The sequence below is a fragment of the Microterricola viridarii genome (assembly GCF_001542775.1).
GTDB classification, from domain to species: Bacteria; Actinomycetota; Actinomycetes; order Actinomycetales; family Microbacteriaceae; genus Microterricola; species Microterricola viridarii_A.
The window spans coordinates 2,619,274-2,632,363 of the sequence record NZ_CP014145.1 but is presented as its reverse complement, the minus strand read 5'-3'; the positions used below and the strand labels follow the sequence as shown (position 1 = coordinate 2,632,363).

Here is a 13,090-nt window from a genome sequence, read left to right as displayed (position 1 = left end):
AACCGGCGGGCTGGTGTCGGACAGGCTACAACTGCTCCGGGCCTCCGGCAAGGGTCGCCGGAGGTGCCGGGCTGCGCCGCGAGCTGGGTGAGAATGGGTGTATGACGACACAGCTGAATGAGATCGCACTGCACTTCGTGGGCGAGCGGCACATGGGCATCCTGTCGACACTGGACCGGCGCGGCGGCGTCCACTCGGTGCCCGTCGGCTTCACGGTGGAGGGCGGCGTTGTGCGCATCATCACGTCGGATGCCACGCAGAAGGTGCGCAACGTGGAGCGCGGTGGCACGGCGACGGTCGCCCAGGTTCACGAGGGCCGATGGATCTCGTTCTCTGGCCCGGCCACGATCAATCGTGACGCGGATGCCGTCGCACACGCGGTCGAGCTGTACGCCGGGCGCTACCGGCAGCCGCGGGTGAACCCGATCCGGGTCGTGGTGGAGATCGCCGTCGACAAGACGATGGGATCGGCCGACCTCTTCGAGCCGCAGGAGGAATCGGCGGCCTGACGGCGCGCTGTTGGTCTGGCCGCGCAATCGTGGCCAGAATGGGTTCATGGACCCCGTGCTTGACCAGCTCTCCCTCACAGTGACCGCTGCGAAGACGCTTGAAGAGCTGGCTCGCCCGATGCTGGAGATGCTCGAAGCGGTCACCGGTCTGGAGTCGACGTACCTGACCACGGTCGACCTCGACAAGGGAATGCAGAGCATCCTGTTCTCTCGTAACGTCAGCGCACTGCAGATCCCGGAGGGGCTCACGGTTCCGTGGGCAGACACGCTGTGCAAGCGCGCACTCGACGAGAACAACTTCTACACCTCAGATGTGCCGGAGCGTTGGTCAGATTCCGAGGCCGCGGCCGCGCTCAACATCCAGACCTACGTGAGCATGCCGATCGCGACCGAGACCGGTGGGCTCTACGGCACGCTCTGCGCGGCGAGTTCCACCTCGCTGCCGCTCCAGCCGCAGTCACAGATGGTGTTGCAGCTGTTCGCCAAGATGATCGGGCAACAGGTGGAGCGGGAACTGTTGTTCCAGAGCCTGCAGCAGGCGAACAGCGAACTCGCCTCGCACGCATCAACGGACGCCCTCACCGGCCTGCCGAACCGGCGGCTGCTGCTCGACGAGCTGCGCCGCATGCTGGCCCGCGGCGTCCGCGACGGGCGGGGTGTGATCGTCGCATTCATCGACCTCGATGGCTTCAAGGCGGTCAACGACGCCCACGGCCACGAGGTGGGAGACGAGTTCCTCTTCACCATCGCGCATCGGCTCGGCTCTGTGCTGCGGCAGGGCGACCTGCTGGCCCGGCTCGGCGGCGATGAGTTCGTCGTGATCGGGGCAGGGCCGGCGTTCGGTGACACACGGGGCGCGGCAGAGGCCGCCGAGGCCGTGCGCGCCCGGCTGGCCGACTGCACGACGGGGCGCATCGACCTCGGTGTCGGCCCCGTCGACTACGCGGGGGCCAGCGTCGGGGTCGTCGTCGTCGACCCGCTCAGCACGACCGCCGAGGCTGCCCTCCGGCTGGCAGACGAGGCGATGTATGTCGTCAAGCGCTCGAGGCGGTCAACGCGCATGGTCGTCGCGGCGCCCTGAACGGTGCCACGATCCGTGCCCCGCTTCGGGGTTAGAGGCCGCTGACGGCGTGCAGCCTGCCCGATTCCACGGCGTGCTCGAACGCGGCGAAATCACGCTCGTTCTGCTGGGCGTACGCGGCGGCGAAGTCGGCGAGCGCATGGTCGAACACGTCGCTGGAGCCGAGGTAGGCGGCGATCGCGACGCGGTCGCCTGTGCGCGCGTGCGCCCTGGCCAGGGTCTCCCCACAGAGGTGGGCGTACAACACCGCGCCGGTCGCGTCCATGTTCTCGACGTCCGCCGAGCCCTTCCAATCGTGCAACTGGCGCACGTAGAAGTCGCGCTGCTCGCCGTCGAAGCCCTGCACCCGCTGCCAGCCGAGGAAGATGTCGCTCGCGGCCTGCATCATGCGCTGGCCGCGCACGACGCGCTCCCCGTGGTGCGCGTACTCGCTGGCCGGTAGGAAGCGCTCAAGCACCGATTCCTGCGCCTCCTTCGCCTGAAGCAGCAGCGGGTCTTTGTCGTCGCGCCCGCGCAGCAACAGGATCCACGCCCGCGTGCCGACGCTGCCGACGCCGACGACCTTGCGGGCCATGTGCAGGTACTCGAACTCGTGCAGTGGGTGGTTCTGCTGGGTGAGCGTTGACTGGTACTCGGCGATGACCTGGCGCATTTGCTCCACCTCCGCCTCGCGCGTGCGGCCAGCAGGCGCGAGGTCGTCGATGGGAACGATCAGAGGGGGCACCGCGAGGATGCGCAGCTCGCCGTCGACGACGCCGACGAGTTTCGTGAACGCGCTCAGGCTGTCGCGGGAGAGCGCCTTGGTGAGCACCGCGGTGGTTCGTTTCACCTGCCGCTTGCCCGCCCGGTTCTCCTCCTCCTCGTGCTTCAGCCAGTTCAGGGCGTCATCGGCGCTGATCCGGTTGTACCAAGACGCCAACACCGGTGAGTGCGCGGCCGTGCGCATCCGCTCCCGATACGCCTTGGCCAGCGACAGCACGCTGTCCCGGCGCTCGGCGTCGCTGAAACCGCGGTGCTGCCCGGCGACCTCGAAGCTGGCCGCCAGCCGCTTGAGATCCCATTCCCACGGGCCGGGCAGGGTCTCGTCGAAGTCGTTGATGTCGAAGGTGAGTGTGCGCTCCGGGGTTCCGAAGACACCGAAGTTCGACAGGTGCGCATCGCCGCAGAGCTGCACGGTGATGCCGGATGTCGGCGAGTCGGCCAGATCGGAGGCCATGATCAGCGCGGCCCCACGGTAGAAGGTGAACGGGGAGACCGCCATGCGCCCGTAGCGGATGGGCACTAGTTCGGGGGCGCGGTTGACCGCCTGCTCCTCGAGCAGCGTGACGGGATCGGGGCGGTCAGCTGCCGGTGCCCACACGGCGTGCGCGGACCGGGGCGTGCGGCGCCGCGCCTCCCGCCCGGCCTCCTCCCGCAGTGCGAAGGCCGGGGAGAGCTCGCCGCCCGCGTGCCTGGTTCCGGCGGTGTCAGACATGGCTCAGTACCCTCCCATGGCCTTGGCCTTGAGCGCGTCGAACTCGCCCGGCGTGATGGTGCCCGCATCCATCAACGCCTTCGCCTGAGCGATGTCGGATGCCGGAGTGTTCGACGGTGCCGGCTTCGAGTAGTCCTCCGGCACGACGCCGTCGCCGTAGCGCGCCCTGCCGGAGCGCTCGCCCATCGACCCACCCCGCGCGATCAGGTAGACCAGGGCCGTGATGAACGGCACGAAGATCAGGAAGATGATCCAGATCGCCTTGAACCAGCCATTCAACTGGTGGTCGCGGAACAGATCGCTGAGCACCCAGAACAAGATCACCAGATAGCAAACGAAGACCCAGGTCCAGAACAAGAATCCGACAACGTCCCACACGTTCATATCCGTGGCCATTCTCTCGGGGCGCACCCCCTCGGCTGCGCCAGTGGCAGAGACTGTACTCCGCCGCCGGCGCCCCGTGCCTCCCCCTATTTGAATGAGAAATTCGGCCCAGGCCGGGAGCATTGCGCTCCACCGCACCGAGGTCGATACTGAGCTTGCGGCATCCGGACCCGCCCGCGCCGCGCGAGTGAATCGGTGCACGCATGAAGAAATGGACCGTCGTTCTCATCCTCGGCAGCGCCCAGTTCGTCATGGTGCTGGACGGCACGGTGATGAACGTGTCGATCTCCACGGTCGTCGCCGACCTGGACACGACCGTCACCGCGATGCAGGCGGCCATCACCTTCTACACGCTGACGATGGCCGCGTTTATGCTGCTCGGCGCGAAACTCGGCGATGTGTGGGGGCGTCGGCGCGCGTTCGTGATCGGCTCGATCGTGTACGCGATCGGCTCGCTCACCACCGCACTCAGCCCGAACATCGAGACGCTCTTCATCGGCTGGTCGATTATCGAGGGTCTGGGTGCTGTGCTCGTGATCCCCGCCATCGCCGCCCTCATCGCCGACAATTACACCGGCTCGGCCCGCATCACCGCCTACGCGACAATCGGCGCCGTCTCTGGCGCGGCCGTCGCGGCCGGGCCGTTGATCGGTGGATTCGTCACAACCTATTTCAGCTGGCGCTACGTCTTCGTCGCCGAGGTCGTGATCATGGCCATCGTCGTTCTATTCTCCCGCCGGGTGACCGATTCGACGCCGCCGCGGAAGGTGCGCATCGACGTGCTCAGCGTGCTGCTGTCGGCACTCGGCCTCGTCGGGGTGGTGTTCGGCATGCTGCAGAGCAAGACCTGGGGCTGGGTGACGCCGCTGCATTCGCCCGAGGTCAACGGGGTGGCGATCGCCCCGCTCGGCATCTCGCTCACCGCCTGGTTCATGCTCGCCGGCGCCGTGCTGCTCTACTTCTTCGTGCGTCGGCAGAGGGAGCTCGTCGCGAAGGGGCTGCCGCCGCTCGTGCACGTGGAGATGTTCGGGATCAGGCAGCTGCGCAGCGGCCTCAGCGTGCTCGGCGCGCAGTATGCGATCACCGCCGGGCTCTTCTTCATGGTGCCGGTGTACCTGCAGATGACGTTGGGGCTGGACGCCCTGCAGACGGGCATCAAGATCTTCCCGCTGTCGATCGCGTTGATCCTGTTCTCGATCGTCGGCACCCGGCTCTCGGCCCGGTGGTCCCCGAGGCGCATCGTGCGTTGGGGGCAGGCGATTCTGGTGCTCAGCGCGATCGTGCTGCTCGGCTCGCTGGACGTCGACCTCAAGAGCTGGATCTTCGCCACCGGCATGTTCTGTGCCGGCGCGGGGCTCGGGCTGTTGGCCTCGCAACTGGGCAACGTGAACATGTCGGCCGTCAGCTCCTCCGAGTCGAGTGAGGCCGGTGGCCTGCAGGGCGTGTTCCAAAACCTGGGATCCTCGCTCGGAACCGCGCTGATCGGATCGGTGCTGATCGGGGCACTGGCGACGTCGTTCGCCTCCGGGGTGGCCGCCAGCGAGCTGCCGAGCGACGTGCGCGCCACGGTCAGTCAACTCACGGAGGGCGGCGTGGCCATCGTGCCCGCATCCAGCGTTGAGGGCATCGCCGAGAATGCCGGCCTCAGCCCTGCCGATGCCCAGACGCTCACCACGATCTACAGCGAGTCACAGATCAGCTCGCTGCGCACCTCGTTCTTCGCCCTCATCGTGATCGCCGCATTCTCGATGCTGTTCGCCCGCGGCATCCCGAACGAGGTGGCAGGGGGCAAGCCGGGCAGCAAGCCGGGCGGCACACGCAGCGGTGAGCCGGAGGCGAAGCCAGAGAGCCAGAGGGCGGTGCCCAGGCGCCGCAGGGGGCGCAGCAGCCGGCCAGGCGGATCATGAGCCACGCAGCCCCCGCAGGCCACGAAGGGTCCGCTGCCGAACGCGAGGCCAAGGCCACGATGCTCGTCCGGGTGCGATCCGGGCTGATCACCGAGGAATCGGTGTACGGCATCGTGCTCGTCAGCGGCATGATCGTCGTCGCCGGAGGTTACGGCGCGACGAGCTGGCAGACCTTCCTCGCCGTGATCGGCACGGTGCTCGTCTTCTGGGCCGCGCACGTCTACGCCGGCACGGTCGCCGGCCATGGCGTGTTGGAGGGCGACGAGACGACCCTGTCCGGTGCGTTCCACCGCGCGGTGCGCCGCTCCCTCGGCTTCCTGTTCGCCGCGCTGCTGCCCTGCTTCGTGCTGCTGCTCGGTGCGCTGCGTGTGATCGACGACTCCGTCGCGATGTGGACGGCGCTCTGGCTCGGCGTCGTCGTGCTCGGCGTGCTCGGCTTCAGCGCGTTCACCGTGCGGGGCAGCTCCTGGCCCGTCCGCATCGCCGGCACGTTGGGCACCGCGGCGTTCGGGCTGGCCATGATCGCGTTGAAGGCCATCATTCATTAGCCGGGCGGCGCCGGTACAGTGCACAACGGGAGGACGACATGAGCCAGTCACTATCGATCGTGCGGGTGCTCCGGCACCCGGCTGAGAGCCGGGAATCCCTCGAGTCCGTCGCCCTCATGGTGGGGGCGGCCGGTTTCGTGCTCGGCACCCTCGTCGCCGTCGTGGCGTTCAGGGAGGGGGCGGTGCCGATCGCCGGCCCCGGCTCACTCGGCCAGCTGATTGCGGTCTGCGCCGCGCTGGTCGCGCTCGCCGTGGTGGTGTGGGCGCGGATGCTGGTGCGCCCCCGTCGTGCCGCGGCCGATGGTGCCCCGCGCCTGCGCTGGTTCGACACCGCCGCCATCGCCCTGACCTACGCCATGATCGCGCTGCTCGGCTGGGTCGGCGTCGCCGCGGTGCTCGCCCAGAGTTTCGTCGACGCCGTCGTGTTCCCCTTCTCTGCCGCGCTGCTGGCCGGTGTGGCCGTCGCGCTGACCGCGTATGTGGTGTTCCTCTCGGCCGTGCACCTGACCCCGGTCAGCCTCTCGCTGGTGCTGGCGCTGTTCCTGGTGGTTGGGATGCTGACCAGCATGTTGAGCGCCACCGATCCGCACTGGTGGCAGGCGAACCTCAGTTCACTCGGCATGACGGACGACCTGTCTGCGCGCGCGTTCAACCTGACCCTGATCATCGCGGGCGCGTTGGTGACGACGATCGCGAACTTCGCGACGGCGTCGCTGCCGGCCGGGTCGGACGACGAGCGGCGGCACCGCCTGTTCGTGCGGGTGGCGCTCATGCTGATCGGCATCCTGCTGGCTTGCGTCGGGATCTTTCCCGTCGACGAGTCGCTGCAACTGCACAACCTCTCGGCGACCGGCATGGCCATCGTCTTCGTCACCCTGGTGCTGCGGCTGCGCACTCTGATCCCGACCACGCCGCGCGTGTTTCTGATCGTCGGCTACGTCTTCGTCGGCGTGATCGTGCTGCTCGCGGTGCTGTTCGTGACCGGGTACTACAACCTGACCGCCGTCGAGCTCGTGCTCGCCGTGCTCGTCTTCACCTGGCTGATCGTGTTCATGCGCAACCAGGGGCTGAGCACGCAGGCGCCGCCTCCCGCCGACGAGGCGCGCGCGGCCCCCACGACGACGGGCGTCGCCTGACGGTGTGACGGCCGGCCCTGCCTACGGCACGACGATGTTGAACGCCGGGTCGCCGGCATCCATCACGCCCATCAGCGCCGGCAACACCGACTCGTCTCCGCTCAACTCGAGGCCCGGCGAGCTGAGGTCACCGGCCAACATCGCGATCATCCGCGGCTTCGTGGTGGTGAGCAGCGCCGGTGCGGCCGGATCCGGCTCGATCGTGCGGCTGACCAGAACGCCGTTGCGCAGCGTCAGCGAGTACGAGACGCCGAGGTCGGTGAGGGTCACGTCGAGGCGCAGATCGAGGTGCCAGGCCTTCGGCCCGTCCACCGAGATCGCGAGGGCGTCGAACATCTGCTCCGGGGTGAGCTGGGCGACGACGGCCGGCGCGGCGGTGGCCGTCGGCGTGCCGAAGTTGCCCTCGCGCAGCTCGAACGCGCCCGCAAGGAAGAAGTTGCGCCAGGTGCCGTTCTCGGAGCCGTAGCCCAGCTGCTCCAGGGTGTCTGCATACAGTTCGCGGGCGTCGGCGTTGCCGGCATCCGCGAACACCGCATGGTCGAGCAGGGCCGCCGCCCAGCGGTAGTCGCCCTCGGTGAAGGCCGCCCGCGCCAACTCGACCACGCGCTCGATGCCGCCCATCGCCGCGACGTAGCGGGTGGCCTGTGCCTCGGGCGGGTGCGGCCAGAGCCGCGCCGGGTTGCCGTCGAACCAGCCCATGTAACGCTGGTAGATCGCCTTGACGTTGTGGCTGACCGAGCCGTAGTAGCCGCGGGCGTTCCAGGCCGCTTCGAGGGCCGGCGGCAGCGGGAAGTCCTCGGCGATCTCTGCGCCCGTTGCGCCCTGGTTCAGCCGCCGCAGCGTCTGGTCGTGCAGGTAGGCATACAGGTCACGCTGGGTGGACATGAACTCTACGACGTTCTCTGCGCCCCAGGTCGGCCAGTGGTGCGAGGCGAAGGCGACGTCGCTGCGGCCGCCGAAGGTATCGATGGCCTCGGTCAGGTAGTGCGACCACACGTTGGGGTCGCGCACCAGCGCGCCGCGCAGGGTGAGCAGGTTGTGCAGCGTGTGGGTGGCGTTCTCGGCCATGCAGAGCGCGCGGTGGGCGGGGAAATAGAAGTGCATCTCGGTCGGCGCCTCGGTGCCCGGCGCCATCTGGAACTCGATCTGCACCCCGTCGACGGTGTGGGTCTCACCTGTCTCCCTCACCTCGAGGGTCGGAACGATCAGGCCCACCTCGCCGCTGGACGTTGTCTGGCCGAGGCCGGCCCCCACCGAGCCGAACGGGCCACGCTCCAGCACCGCGCCGTACATGTAGCCGGCCCGCCTGCCCATGGCCGTACCTGCGTACACGTTCTCGGCGACGGCGTGCCCGACGAACCCTTCCGGCGCGATCACCTGGACCCGTCCGGCGTCGACGTCGGCCTGAGAGATGACGCCGAACACCCCGCCGAAATGGTCGATGTGACTGTGCGTGTAGATGACGGCGGTGACCGGGCGCTCGCCGCGGTGCGCGCGGTAGAGCCCGAGAGCGGCGGCGGCGGTCTCGGTCGAGATCAGCGGGTCGATCACGATCACGCCCCGGTCGCTCTCGACGAGCGTCATGTTCGAGAGGTCGAGGCCGCGCACCTGGTAGATGCCGGGCACCACCTCGTACAGGCCCTGCCGCGCCGTGAGCTGTGACTGCCGCCACAGGCTGGGGTTCACGGTCGGCGGCGCCTCGCCGGCCAGGAACGCGTAGGAGTCGTTGTCCCAGACGGTGCGCCCATCGGCCGAGCGGATGACGCCGGGCTCCAGCGCGGCGATGAATCCCCGGTCGGCGTCCGCGAAGTCCCGCGTGTCCCCGAACGGCAGGCTGCCCTTCAAGCGCTCGTTCGCCTGCTGGATCGCTGTGGTGGCCGCCTGGTGCTGCATGTTGTGCCCTCATCTCGGAGTCATAGACCGCCTCGCCGAACGAGGCGACGCGAGATCCCGAGTGGTGGTGCAGCCGGAGCCCCGCCAGATCTCTCGCAGTCTAGGACGGAGTGCGCTCCTGGAGAAGTGGCAATCCGGGAGTAGCTTCCGGTGTCGTGGACGCCCGCGAACCGGTGCGCTGCCCGAGGACGATCCCGGTGAGGGTGATCAGCACGCCAAGGATCTGCTGCAGGCTGAACGCCTCTCCGGCCAGAGCCAGGCCGAGCAGCACGCCAGTCACCGGATTGAGCAGGCCGATGAGGCCGACAGTGCCGGCGCCCAGGTGTTTGAGGCCGGAGAACCAGACGACGTAGGCCAGAGCGGTGGCGATGAGCGACACGTAGCCGAAGCCGAGCAGCGCCGGGCCGTCCAGGGCGGGCGGTGCCCCTTCCACGAGCAGGGCGACGGGCACGAGGCTCAGGCCGCCGGCCATCAGCTGCCAGGAGGTGAGTGAGAGCACGTCGACTCCGGCGCCCCAGCGCTTGGTGAGCACGAAACCGAGGGAGGAGAGCGCCATGGCGGCGAGGGAGGCGAGCACCCCGCCCGGGTTGATGGCCACCGTGCCGGTGAACAGCATGGTGCAGACGCCGATGATGCCGAGCCCGGCACCGATCAGTGACATCCGCTGCGGCCGCTCAGCGATCAGCGGCCACGCCAGCAGCATCATCACGAGCGGCGCTGTGGCCATGATCATGGCGGCGATGCTGGTCGGCAGCAGTTGGGCGGCGAGGTAGACCAGGGCGAAGAATGCGCCCATGTTCAGCGTGCCGAGCACGATCGACTTCCACCACCACGAGCCGTGCGGCCGGCGGCGACTGAGGGCGAGCAGCACCAGCCCGGCCGGCAGCGCCCGGAAGGCGGCGCCCCACAGCGGGGAGTCGGCGGGCAGGAAATGCTGGGTCACGTAGTAGCTGGCTCCCCAGGTGATCGGGGCGATCGCGGCGAGGACGACGAAGCGCCATTTATCTTCCATGGAAGCAATAATAGCTGCCGGGGAAGATAATATGGCGAGATGGACCCAGAATCCCCGGAGCGGCCCGACCGCGTCGCGCAGATCCAGCAGGAGTGGCGCAGGGAGCGGCCGGAGCTGGACGCGTCTCCGATGAGCGTGATCGGCCGCATCCACCGCCTCGGCGCCCACCTCACCGAGGAGATCCTCACGGTGTACCGGCGGCACGGCCTCGGCGAGGGCGAGTTCGACGTGCTCGCCGCGCTCCGCCGGGCCGGGGCGCCCTTCGAGCGTGCGCCGGGGGAGTTGGCCGATCACACCATGGTCACCACCGGGGCGATGAGCAAACGCATCGACCGGCTGGAGGAGCGCGGCCTGGTCAGCCGACGGGTGAGCGCGGTCGACGGCCGGGCGCGGGTCGTCGCGCTCACCGAGGCCGGGCGCGAGGTGATCGACCGCGCCGTGACCGAACACCTGGCCAACGAGCGCCGGCTGCTGGACGTGCTGAGCCCCGAGGACATCGCCGCACTCGAAGACGTGCTCGCGCGCTGGTCGCGCGCCGTCGAGAACGGCTGAGCGCGGCATCCGCACAGGCCGCCCGCTGCACGCCGACAGACGGGTCTTTCGCGCGGCCGGGCTGGAATAAGATTGACGGCATGTCTAAGGTGCTCAGCTCTCTTCCTGTCGGCGAACGCGTCGGCATTGCCTTCTCCGGCGGCCTCGATACCTCTGTGGCCGTTGCCTGGATGCGCGAGAAGGGCGCGGTGCCCTGCACGTACACCGCCGACATCGGCCAGCCCGACGAGCCCGACATCGATGCCGTTCCCGGCCGTGCCCTCGAATACGGCGCCGAGCTGGCCCGCCTCGTCGACGCCAAGTCGGCCCTGGTCGAGGAGGGCCTCGTCGCCCTGGCCTGTGGCGCGTTCCACATCCGCTCCGGCGGCAAGACCTACTTCAACACCACGCCGCTCGGCCGTGCCGTCACCGGCACCATGCTGGTGCGCGCCATGAAGGAGGACGGCGTTGACATCTGGGGCGACGGCTCCACCTACAAGGGCAACGACATCGAGCGGTTCTACCGCTACGGCCTGCTCGCCAACCCGCGCCTGCGCATCTACAAGCCCTGGCTCGACAGCTCCTTCGTCGAGGAGCTCGGCGGCCGCACCGAGATGAGCCAGTGGCTCGTCGCGCGCGGTTACCCGTACCGCGATTCGGCCGAGAAGGCCTACTCCACTGACGCCAACATCTGGGGCGCCACCCACGAGGCCAAGCTGCTCGAGGAGCTCTCCAGCGGCATCGAGCTCGTCACCCCGATCATGGGCGTCGCCAGCTGGCGCGATGACGTCGAGGTCGCCACAGAGGTCGTCTCGGTGCGCTTCGAAGCCGGCCGCCCGGTCGCCATCAACGGCGTCGAGTTCGCCGACCCCGTCGCGCTCGTGCTCGAGGCCAACAAGATCGGTGGCCGCCACGGCCTCGGCATGTCCGACCAGATCGAGAACCGCATCATCGAGGCGAAGAGCCGCGGCATCTACGAGGCCCCGGGCATGGCGCTGCTGCACATCACCTACGAGCGCCTGCTGAACGCGATCCACAACGAGGACACCGTCGCCAACTACCACGAGCAGGGCCGCCGTCTCGGCCGCCTGATGTATGAGGGACGCTGGCTCGACCCGCAGTCGCTCATGCTGCGCGAGTCCATTCAGAAGTGGGTCGGCTCCGCCGTCACCGGTGAGGTCACCGTCAAGCTCCGCCGTGGCGACGACTACACGATCCTTGACACCACGGGCCCGCACCTCAGCTACCACCCGGACAAGCTCTCGATGGAGCGCGTCGGCGACTCGGCCTTCGGCCCGGACGACCGCATCGGCCAGCTGACCATGCGCAACCTCGACATCGCCGACTCGCGCTCGCGCCTCGAGCAGTACGCGGCAGCCGGCATCATCGGCGGCGCAACCGCCGAGCTCGTCGGCGAGCTCGAGTCCGGTGCGGCCGAGGAGATCCTGGGCAGTGCCACCGGCACCGACGGCGCCAGCGACGCGCTCGATCGCGCTTCAGAGGGCGCGGCCTTCGACTCCGGCACCGACTAGTCGCTGTCGCATGACGCCTGTGAGGGGCCGGTTCCAGTGGAGCCGGCCCCTCACGCGTTTTCGCCCGCGCATGTGTGCCGCGGCTGGGTGCCCGGTCCGAGAATCGGCCGCACCCCTGTGCAGGTGCGACGCGGCGGGTTAGCCTCGAAGGAGCGCACGGTCGGGTACTGCCCCCACGAGCAGCGCACGGACCGGCCGGGCGGCGACCGAGAGGAACAGCGCCATGACCGACACCCTGGAACGCGGCACCCGGAAGAGCTCGCGCACGCAGTCAGCCGTCGAGGCGTACACCGCCCCGAAGAAGCTCAGCGACGCCTTGCAGAAGGTGCTCGTCGAACTGCTGGAACTGCAGCTGCAGGGCAAGCAGGCCCACTGGAACGTCATCGGCCACAACTTCCGTGACCTGCACCTGCAGCTCGACGAGATCATCAAGGCGGCCCGCGGCTTCTCAGACACCGTCGCAGAGCGGATGCGTGCCCTGCACGCCGTGCCGGACGGGCGCAGTGACACGATCGCCTCGACCACGACCATGCCCGCCTACCCGGCCGGGGAGACCGACACGGCCGAGACCGTCGACCTGATCACCGCCCGCTTGCACACCGTCGCAGGAACCGCCCGTGCCGTGCACGACGTGGTGGATGCCGCCGACCCGACGAGCGCCGACATCTTGCACACGATCATCGAGAAGATCGAGCAATACGCCTGGATGGTCGGCGCCGAGAACCGCACCCCGTAGCCATCACTGCTGCACATATGGTCATTCTTCTGGGCAGATCCGCCTCGGAAGCGACCAAACGTGCAGCATCGGCACCGGTCAGAGGGCGTCGAGCACGGCCTCGATATCGCTCAGGTCGAGGCCCGTCGCGTTCGCGAGGCGGCCGTCGAGCAGGGCGTTCAACTGCCCGGCATCCGCCCGGTGCAGCGGAACGCTCACCCCGCGCAGACAGTCGTCGCAGTTGCATCCTGCGGGATCAATGGTCGACACGATTTCGTCACTGTTGATCGCGGTCATGAGGCCCCCTCTCATCGATCCAGCGAGCCTATTCTGCCGGGTGGTACCCCGCAAATGGGGGATAACCCGGA

Annotated in this window: 13 protein-coding genes; 8 read left to right on the top strand and 5 right to left on the bottom strand. The window is 68.7% G+C overall.

The features are described from left to right. Positions 1-101: 101 nt before the first annotated feature. Both AWU67_RS12040 and AWU67_RS12035 read left to right on the top strand, forming a co-directional pair. The gene (locus AWU67_RS12040) at positions 102-509 is read left to right on the top strand and encodes a pyridoxamine 5'-phosphate oxidase family protein (protein ID WP_067229342.1); all 408 of its coding nucleotides are present in this window, start codon (positions 102-104) and stop codon (positions 507-509) included. 46 nt (positions 510-555) lie between these two features. After that, positions 556-1,590 carry a sensor domain-containing diguanylate cyclase gene (locus AWU67_RS12035; RefSeq protein ID WP_067229339.1) on the top strand — a complete coding sequence of 345 codons (1,035 nt, stop codon included), beginning with the start codon at positions 556-558 and terminating at the stop codon, positions 1,588-1,590. A gap of 31 nt (positions 1,591-1,621) precedes the next feature. Here AWU67_RS12035 and AWU67_RS12030 read toward each other — a convergent pair whose 3' ends face one another. Both AWU67_RS12030 and AWU67_RS12025 read right to left on the bottom strand, forming a co-directional pair. Beyond that, positions 1,622-3,064 carry a DUF2252 domain-containing protein gene (locus AWU67_RS12030; RefSeq protein ID WP_067229336.1) on the bottom strand — a complete coding sequence of 481 codons (1,443 nt, stop codon included), beginning with the start codon at positions 3,062-3,064 and terminating at the stop codon, positions 1,622-1,624. Between the two features lie 3 nt (positions 3,065-3,067). Continuing rightward, the gene (locus tag AWU67_RS12025) at positions 3,068-3,448 is read right to left on the bottom strand and encodes a PLDc N-terminal domain-containing protein (protein ID WP_199922288.1); all 381 of its coding nucleotides are present in this window, start codon (positions 3,446-3,448) and stop codon (positions 3,068-3,070) included. Positions 3,449-3,651: 203 nt separating this feature from the next. Here AWU67_RS12025 and AWU67_RS12020 point away from each other — a divergent pair, with 203 nt between their 5' ends. The 3 genes from AWU67_RS12020 to AWU67_RS12010 are packed head-to-tail and all read left to right on the top strand — an operon-like array spanning position 3,652 to position 7,039. Then, positions 3,652-5,355 (top strand): MFS transporter, encoded by a 1,704-nt coding sequence (locus tag AWU67_RS12020; RefSeq protein ID WP_082716956.1) that lies wholly within the window; start codon positions 3,652-3,654, stop codon positions 5,353-5,355. Next, complete coding sequence (locus AWU67_RS12015) at positions 5,352-5,903, top strand: hypothetical protein (protein ID WP_129586706.1); 552 nt, start codon at positions 5,352-5,354, stop codon at positions 5,901-5,903. Before AWU67_RS12020 ends, AWU67_RS12015 begins: the two co-directional genes overlap by 4 nt. Positions 5,904-5,941: 38 nt before the next feature. Next, positions 5,942-7,039, top strand: a complete 1,098-nt coding sequence (locus tag AWU67_RS12010) for a DUF998 domain-containing protein (RefSeq protein WP_067229328.1) — start codon at positions 5,942-5,944, stop codon at positions 7,037-7,039. Positions 7,040-7,060: 21 nt separating this feature from the next. On the opposite strand, the gene AWU67_RS12005 is transcribed toward AWU67_RS12010, so the two are convergent. Together AWU67_RS12005 and AWU67_RS12000 are read right to left on the bottom strand one after the other, a co-directional pair. Next, positions 7,061-8,932 (bottom strand): alkyl/aryl-sulfatase, encoded by a 1,872-nt coding sequence (locus AWU67_RS12005; protein ID WP_067229326.1) that lies wholly within the window; start codon positions 8,930-8,932, stop codon positions 7,061-7,063. Between the two features lie 100 nt (positions 8,933-9,032). Next, positions 9,033-9,944: an EamA family transporter gene (locus AWU67_RS12000; protein WP_067229323.1), complete on the bottom strand. Its 912-nt coding sequence runs from the start codon at positions 9,942-9,944 to the stop codon at positions 9,033-9,035. Positions 9,945-9,983: 39 nt separating this feature from the next. Between AWU67_RS12000 and AWU67_RS11995 the strand changes: the two genes are divergently transcribed. From AWU67_RS11995 to AWU67_RS11985, 3 genes are all read left to right on the top strand, one after another. After that, positions 9,984-10,496 (top strand): MarR family winged helix-turn-helix transcriptional regulator, encoded by a 513-nt coding sequence (locus AWU67_RS11995; protein WP_067229320.1) that lies wholly within the window; start codon positions 9,984-9,986, stop codon positions 10,494-10,496. An 80-nt stretch (positions 10,497-10,576) separates the two neighbouring features. After that, complete coding sequence (gene argG, locus AWU67_RS11990) at positions 10,577-12,007, top strand: argininosuccinate synthase (RefSeq protein ID WP_067229317.1); 1,431 nt, start codon at positions 10,577-10,579, stop codon at positions 12,005-12,007. 223 nt (positions 12,008-12,230) lie between these two features. Further along, on the top strand, positions 12,231-12,743 hold the full coding sequence (locus AWU67_RS11985; RefSeq protein ID WP_067229314.1) for a Dps family protein: 513 nt from the start codon (positions 12,231-12,233) through the stop codon (positions 12,741-12,743). Between the two features lie 78 nt (positions 12,744-12,821). Here AWU67_RS11985 and AWU67_RS11980 read toward each other — a convergent pair whose 3' ends face one another. Continuing rightward, entirely contained in the window at positions 12,822-13,019 is a 198-nt protein-coding gene (locus AWU67_RS11980; protein ID WP_067229311.1) for a hypothetical protein, read from the bottom strand. Positions 13,020-13,090 lie beyond the last annotated feature (71 nt).

Bases quoted from the DNA above. Each gene is read 5' to 3' on its own strand.
- AWU67_RS11980 (WP_067229311.1), bottom strand. From the start codon at position 13,019: ATGACCGCGATCAACAGTGACGAAATCGTGTCGACCATTGATCCCGCA.
- AWU67_RS11985 (WP_067229314.1), top strand. From the start codon at position 12,231: ATGACCGACACCCTGGAACGCGGCACCCGGAAGAGCTCGCGCACGCAG.
- AWU67_RS12020 (WP_082716956.1), top strand. From the start codon at position 3,652: ATGAAGAAATGGACCGTCGTTCTCATCCTCGGCAGCGCCCAGTTCGTC.
- AWU67_RS12005 (WP_067229326.1), bottom strand. From the start codon at position 8,932: ATGCAGCACCAGGCGGCCACCACAGCGATCCAGCAGGCGAACGAGCGC.
- argG (WP_067229317.1), top strand. From the start codon at position 10,577: ATGTCTAAGGTGCTCAGCTCTCTTCCTGTCGGCGAACGCGTCGGCATT.
- AWU67_RS11995 (WP_067229320.1), top strand. From the start codon at position 9,984: ATGGACCCAGAATCCCCGGAGCGGCCCGACCGCGTCGCGCAGATCCAG.
- AWU67_RS12025 (WP_199922288.1), bottom strand. From the start codon at position 3,448: ATGAACGTGTGGGACGTTGTCGGATTCTTGTTCTGGACCTGGGTCTTC.
- AWU67_RS12015 (WP_129586706.1), top strand. From the start codon at position 5,352: ATGAGCCACGCAGCCCCCGCAGGCCACGAAGGGTCCGCTGCCGAACGC.
- AWU67_RS12035 (WP_067229339.1), top strand. From the start codon at position 556: ATGGACCCCGTGCTTGACCAGCTCTCCCTCACAGTGACCGCTGCGAAG.
- AWU67_RS12040 (WP_067229342.1), top strand. From the start codon at position 102: ATGACGACACAGCTGAATGAGATCGCACTGCACTTCGTGGGCGAGCGG.
- AWU67_RS12010 (WP_067229328.1), top strand. From the start codon at position 5,942: ATGAGCCAGTCACTATCGATCGTGCGGGTGCTCCGGCACCCGGCTGAG.
- AWU67_RS12000 (WP_067229323.1), bottom strand. From the start codon at position 9,944: ATGGAAGATAAATGGCGCTTCGTCGTCCTCGCCGCGATCGCCCCGATC.
- AWU67_RS12030 (WP_067229336.1), bottom strand. From the start codon at position 3,064: ATGTCTGACACCGCCGGAACCAGGCACGCGGGCGGCGAGCTCTCCCCG.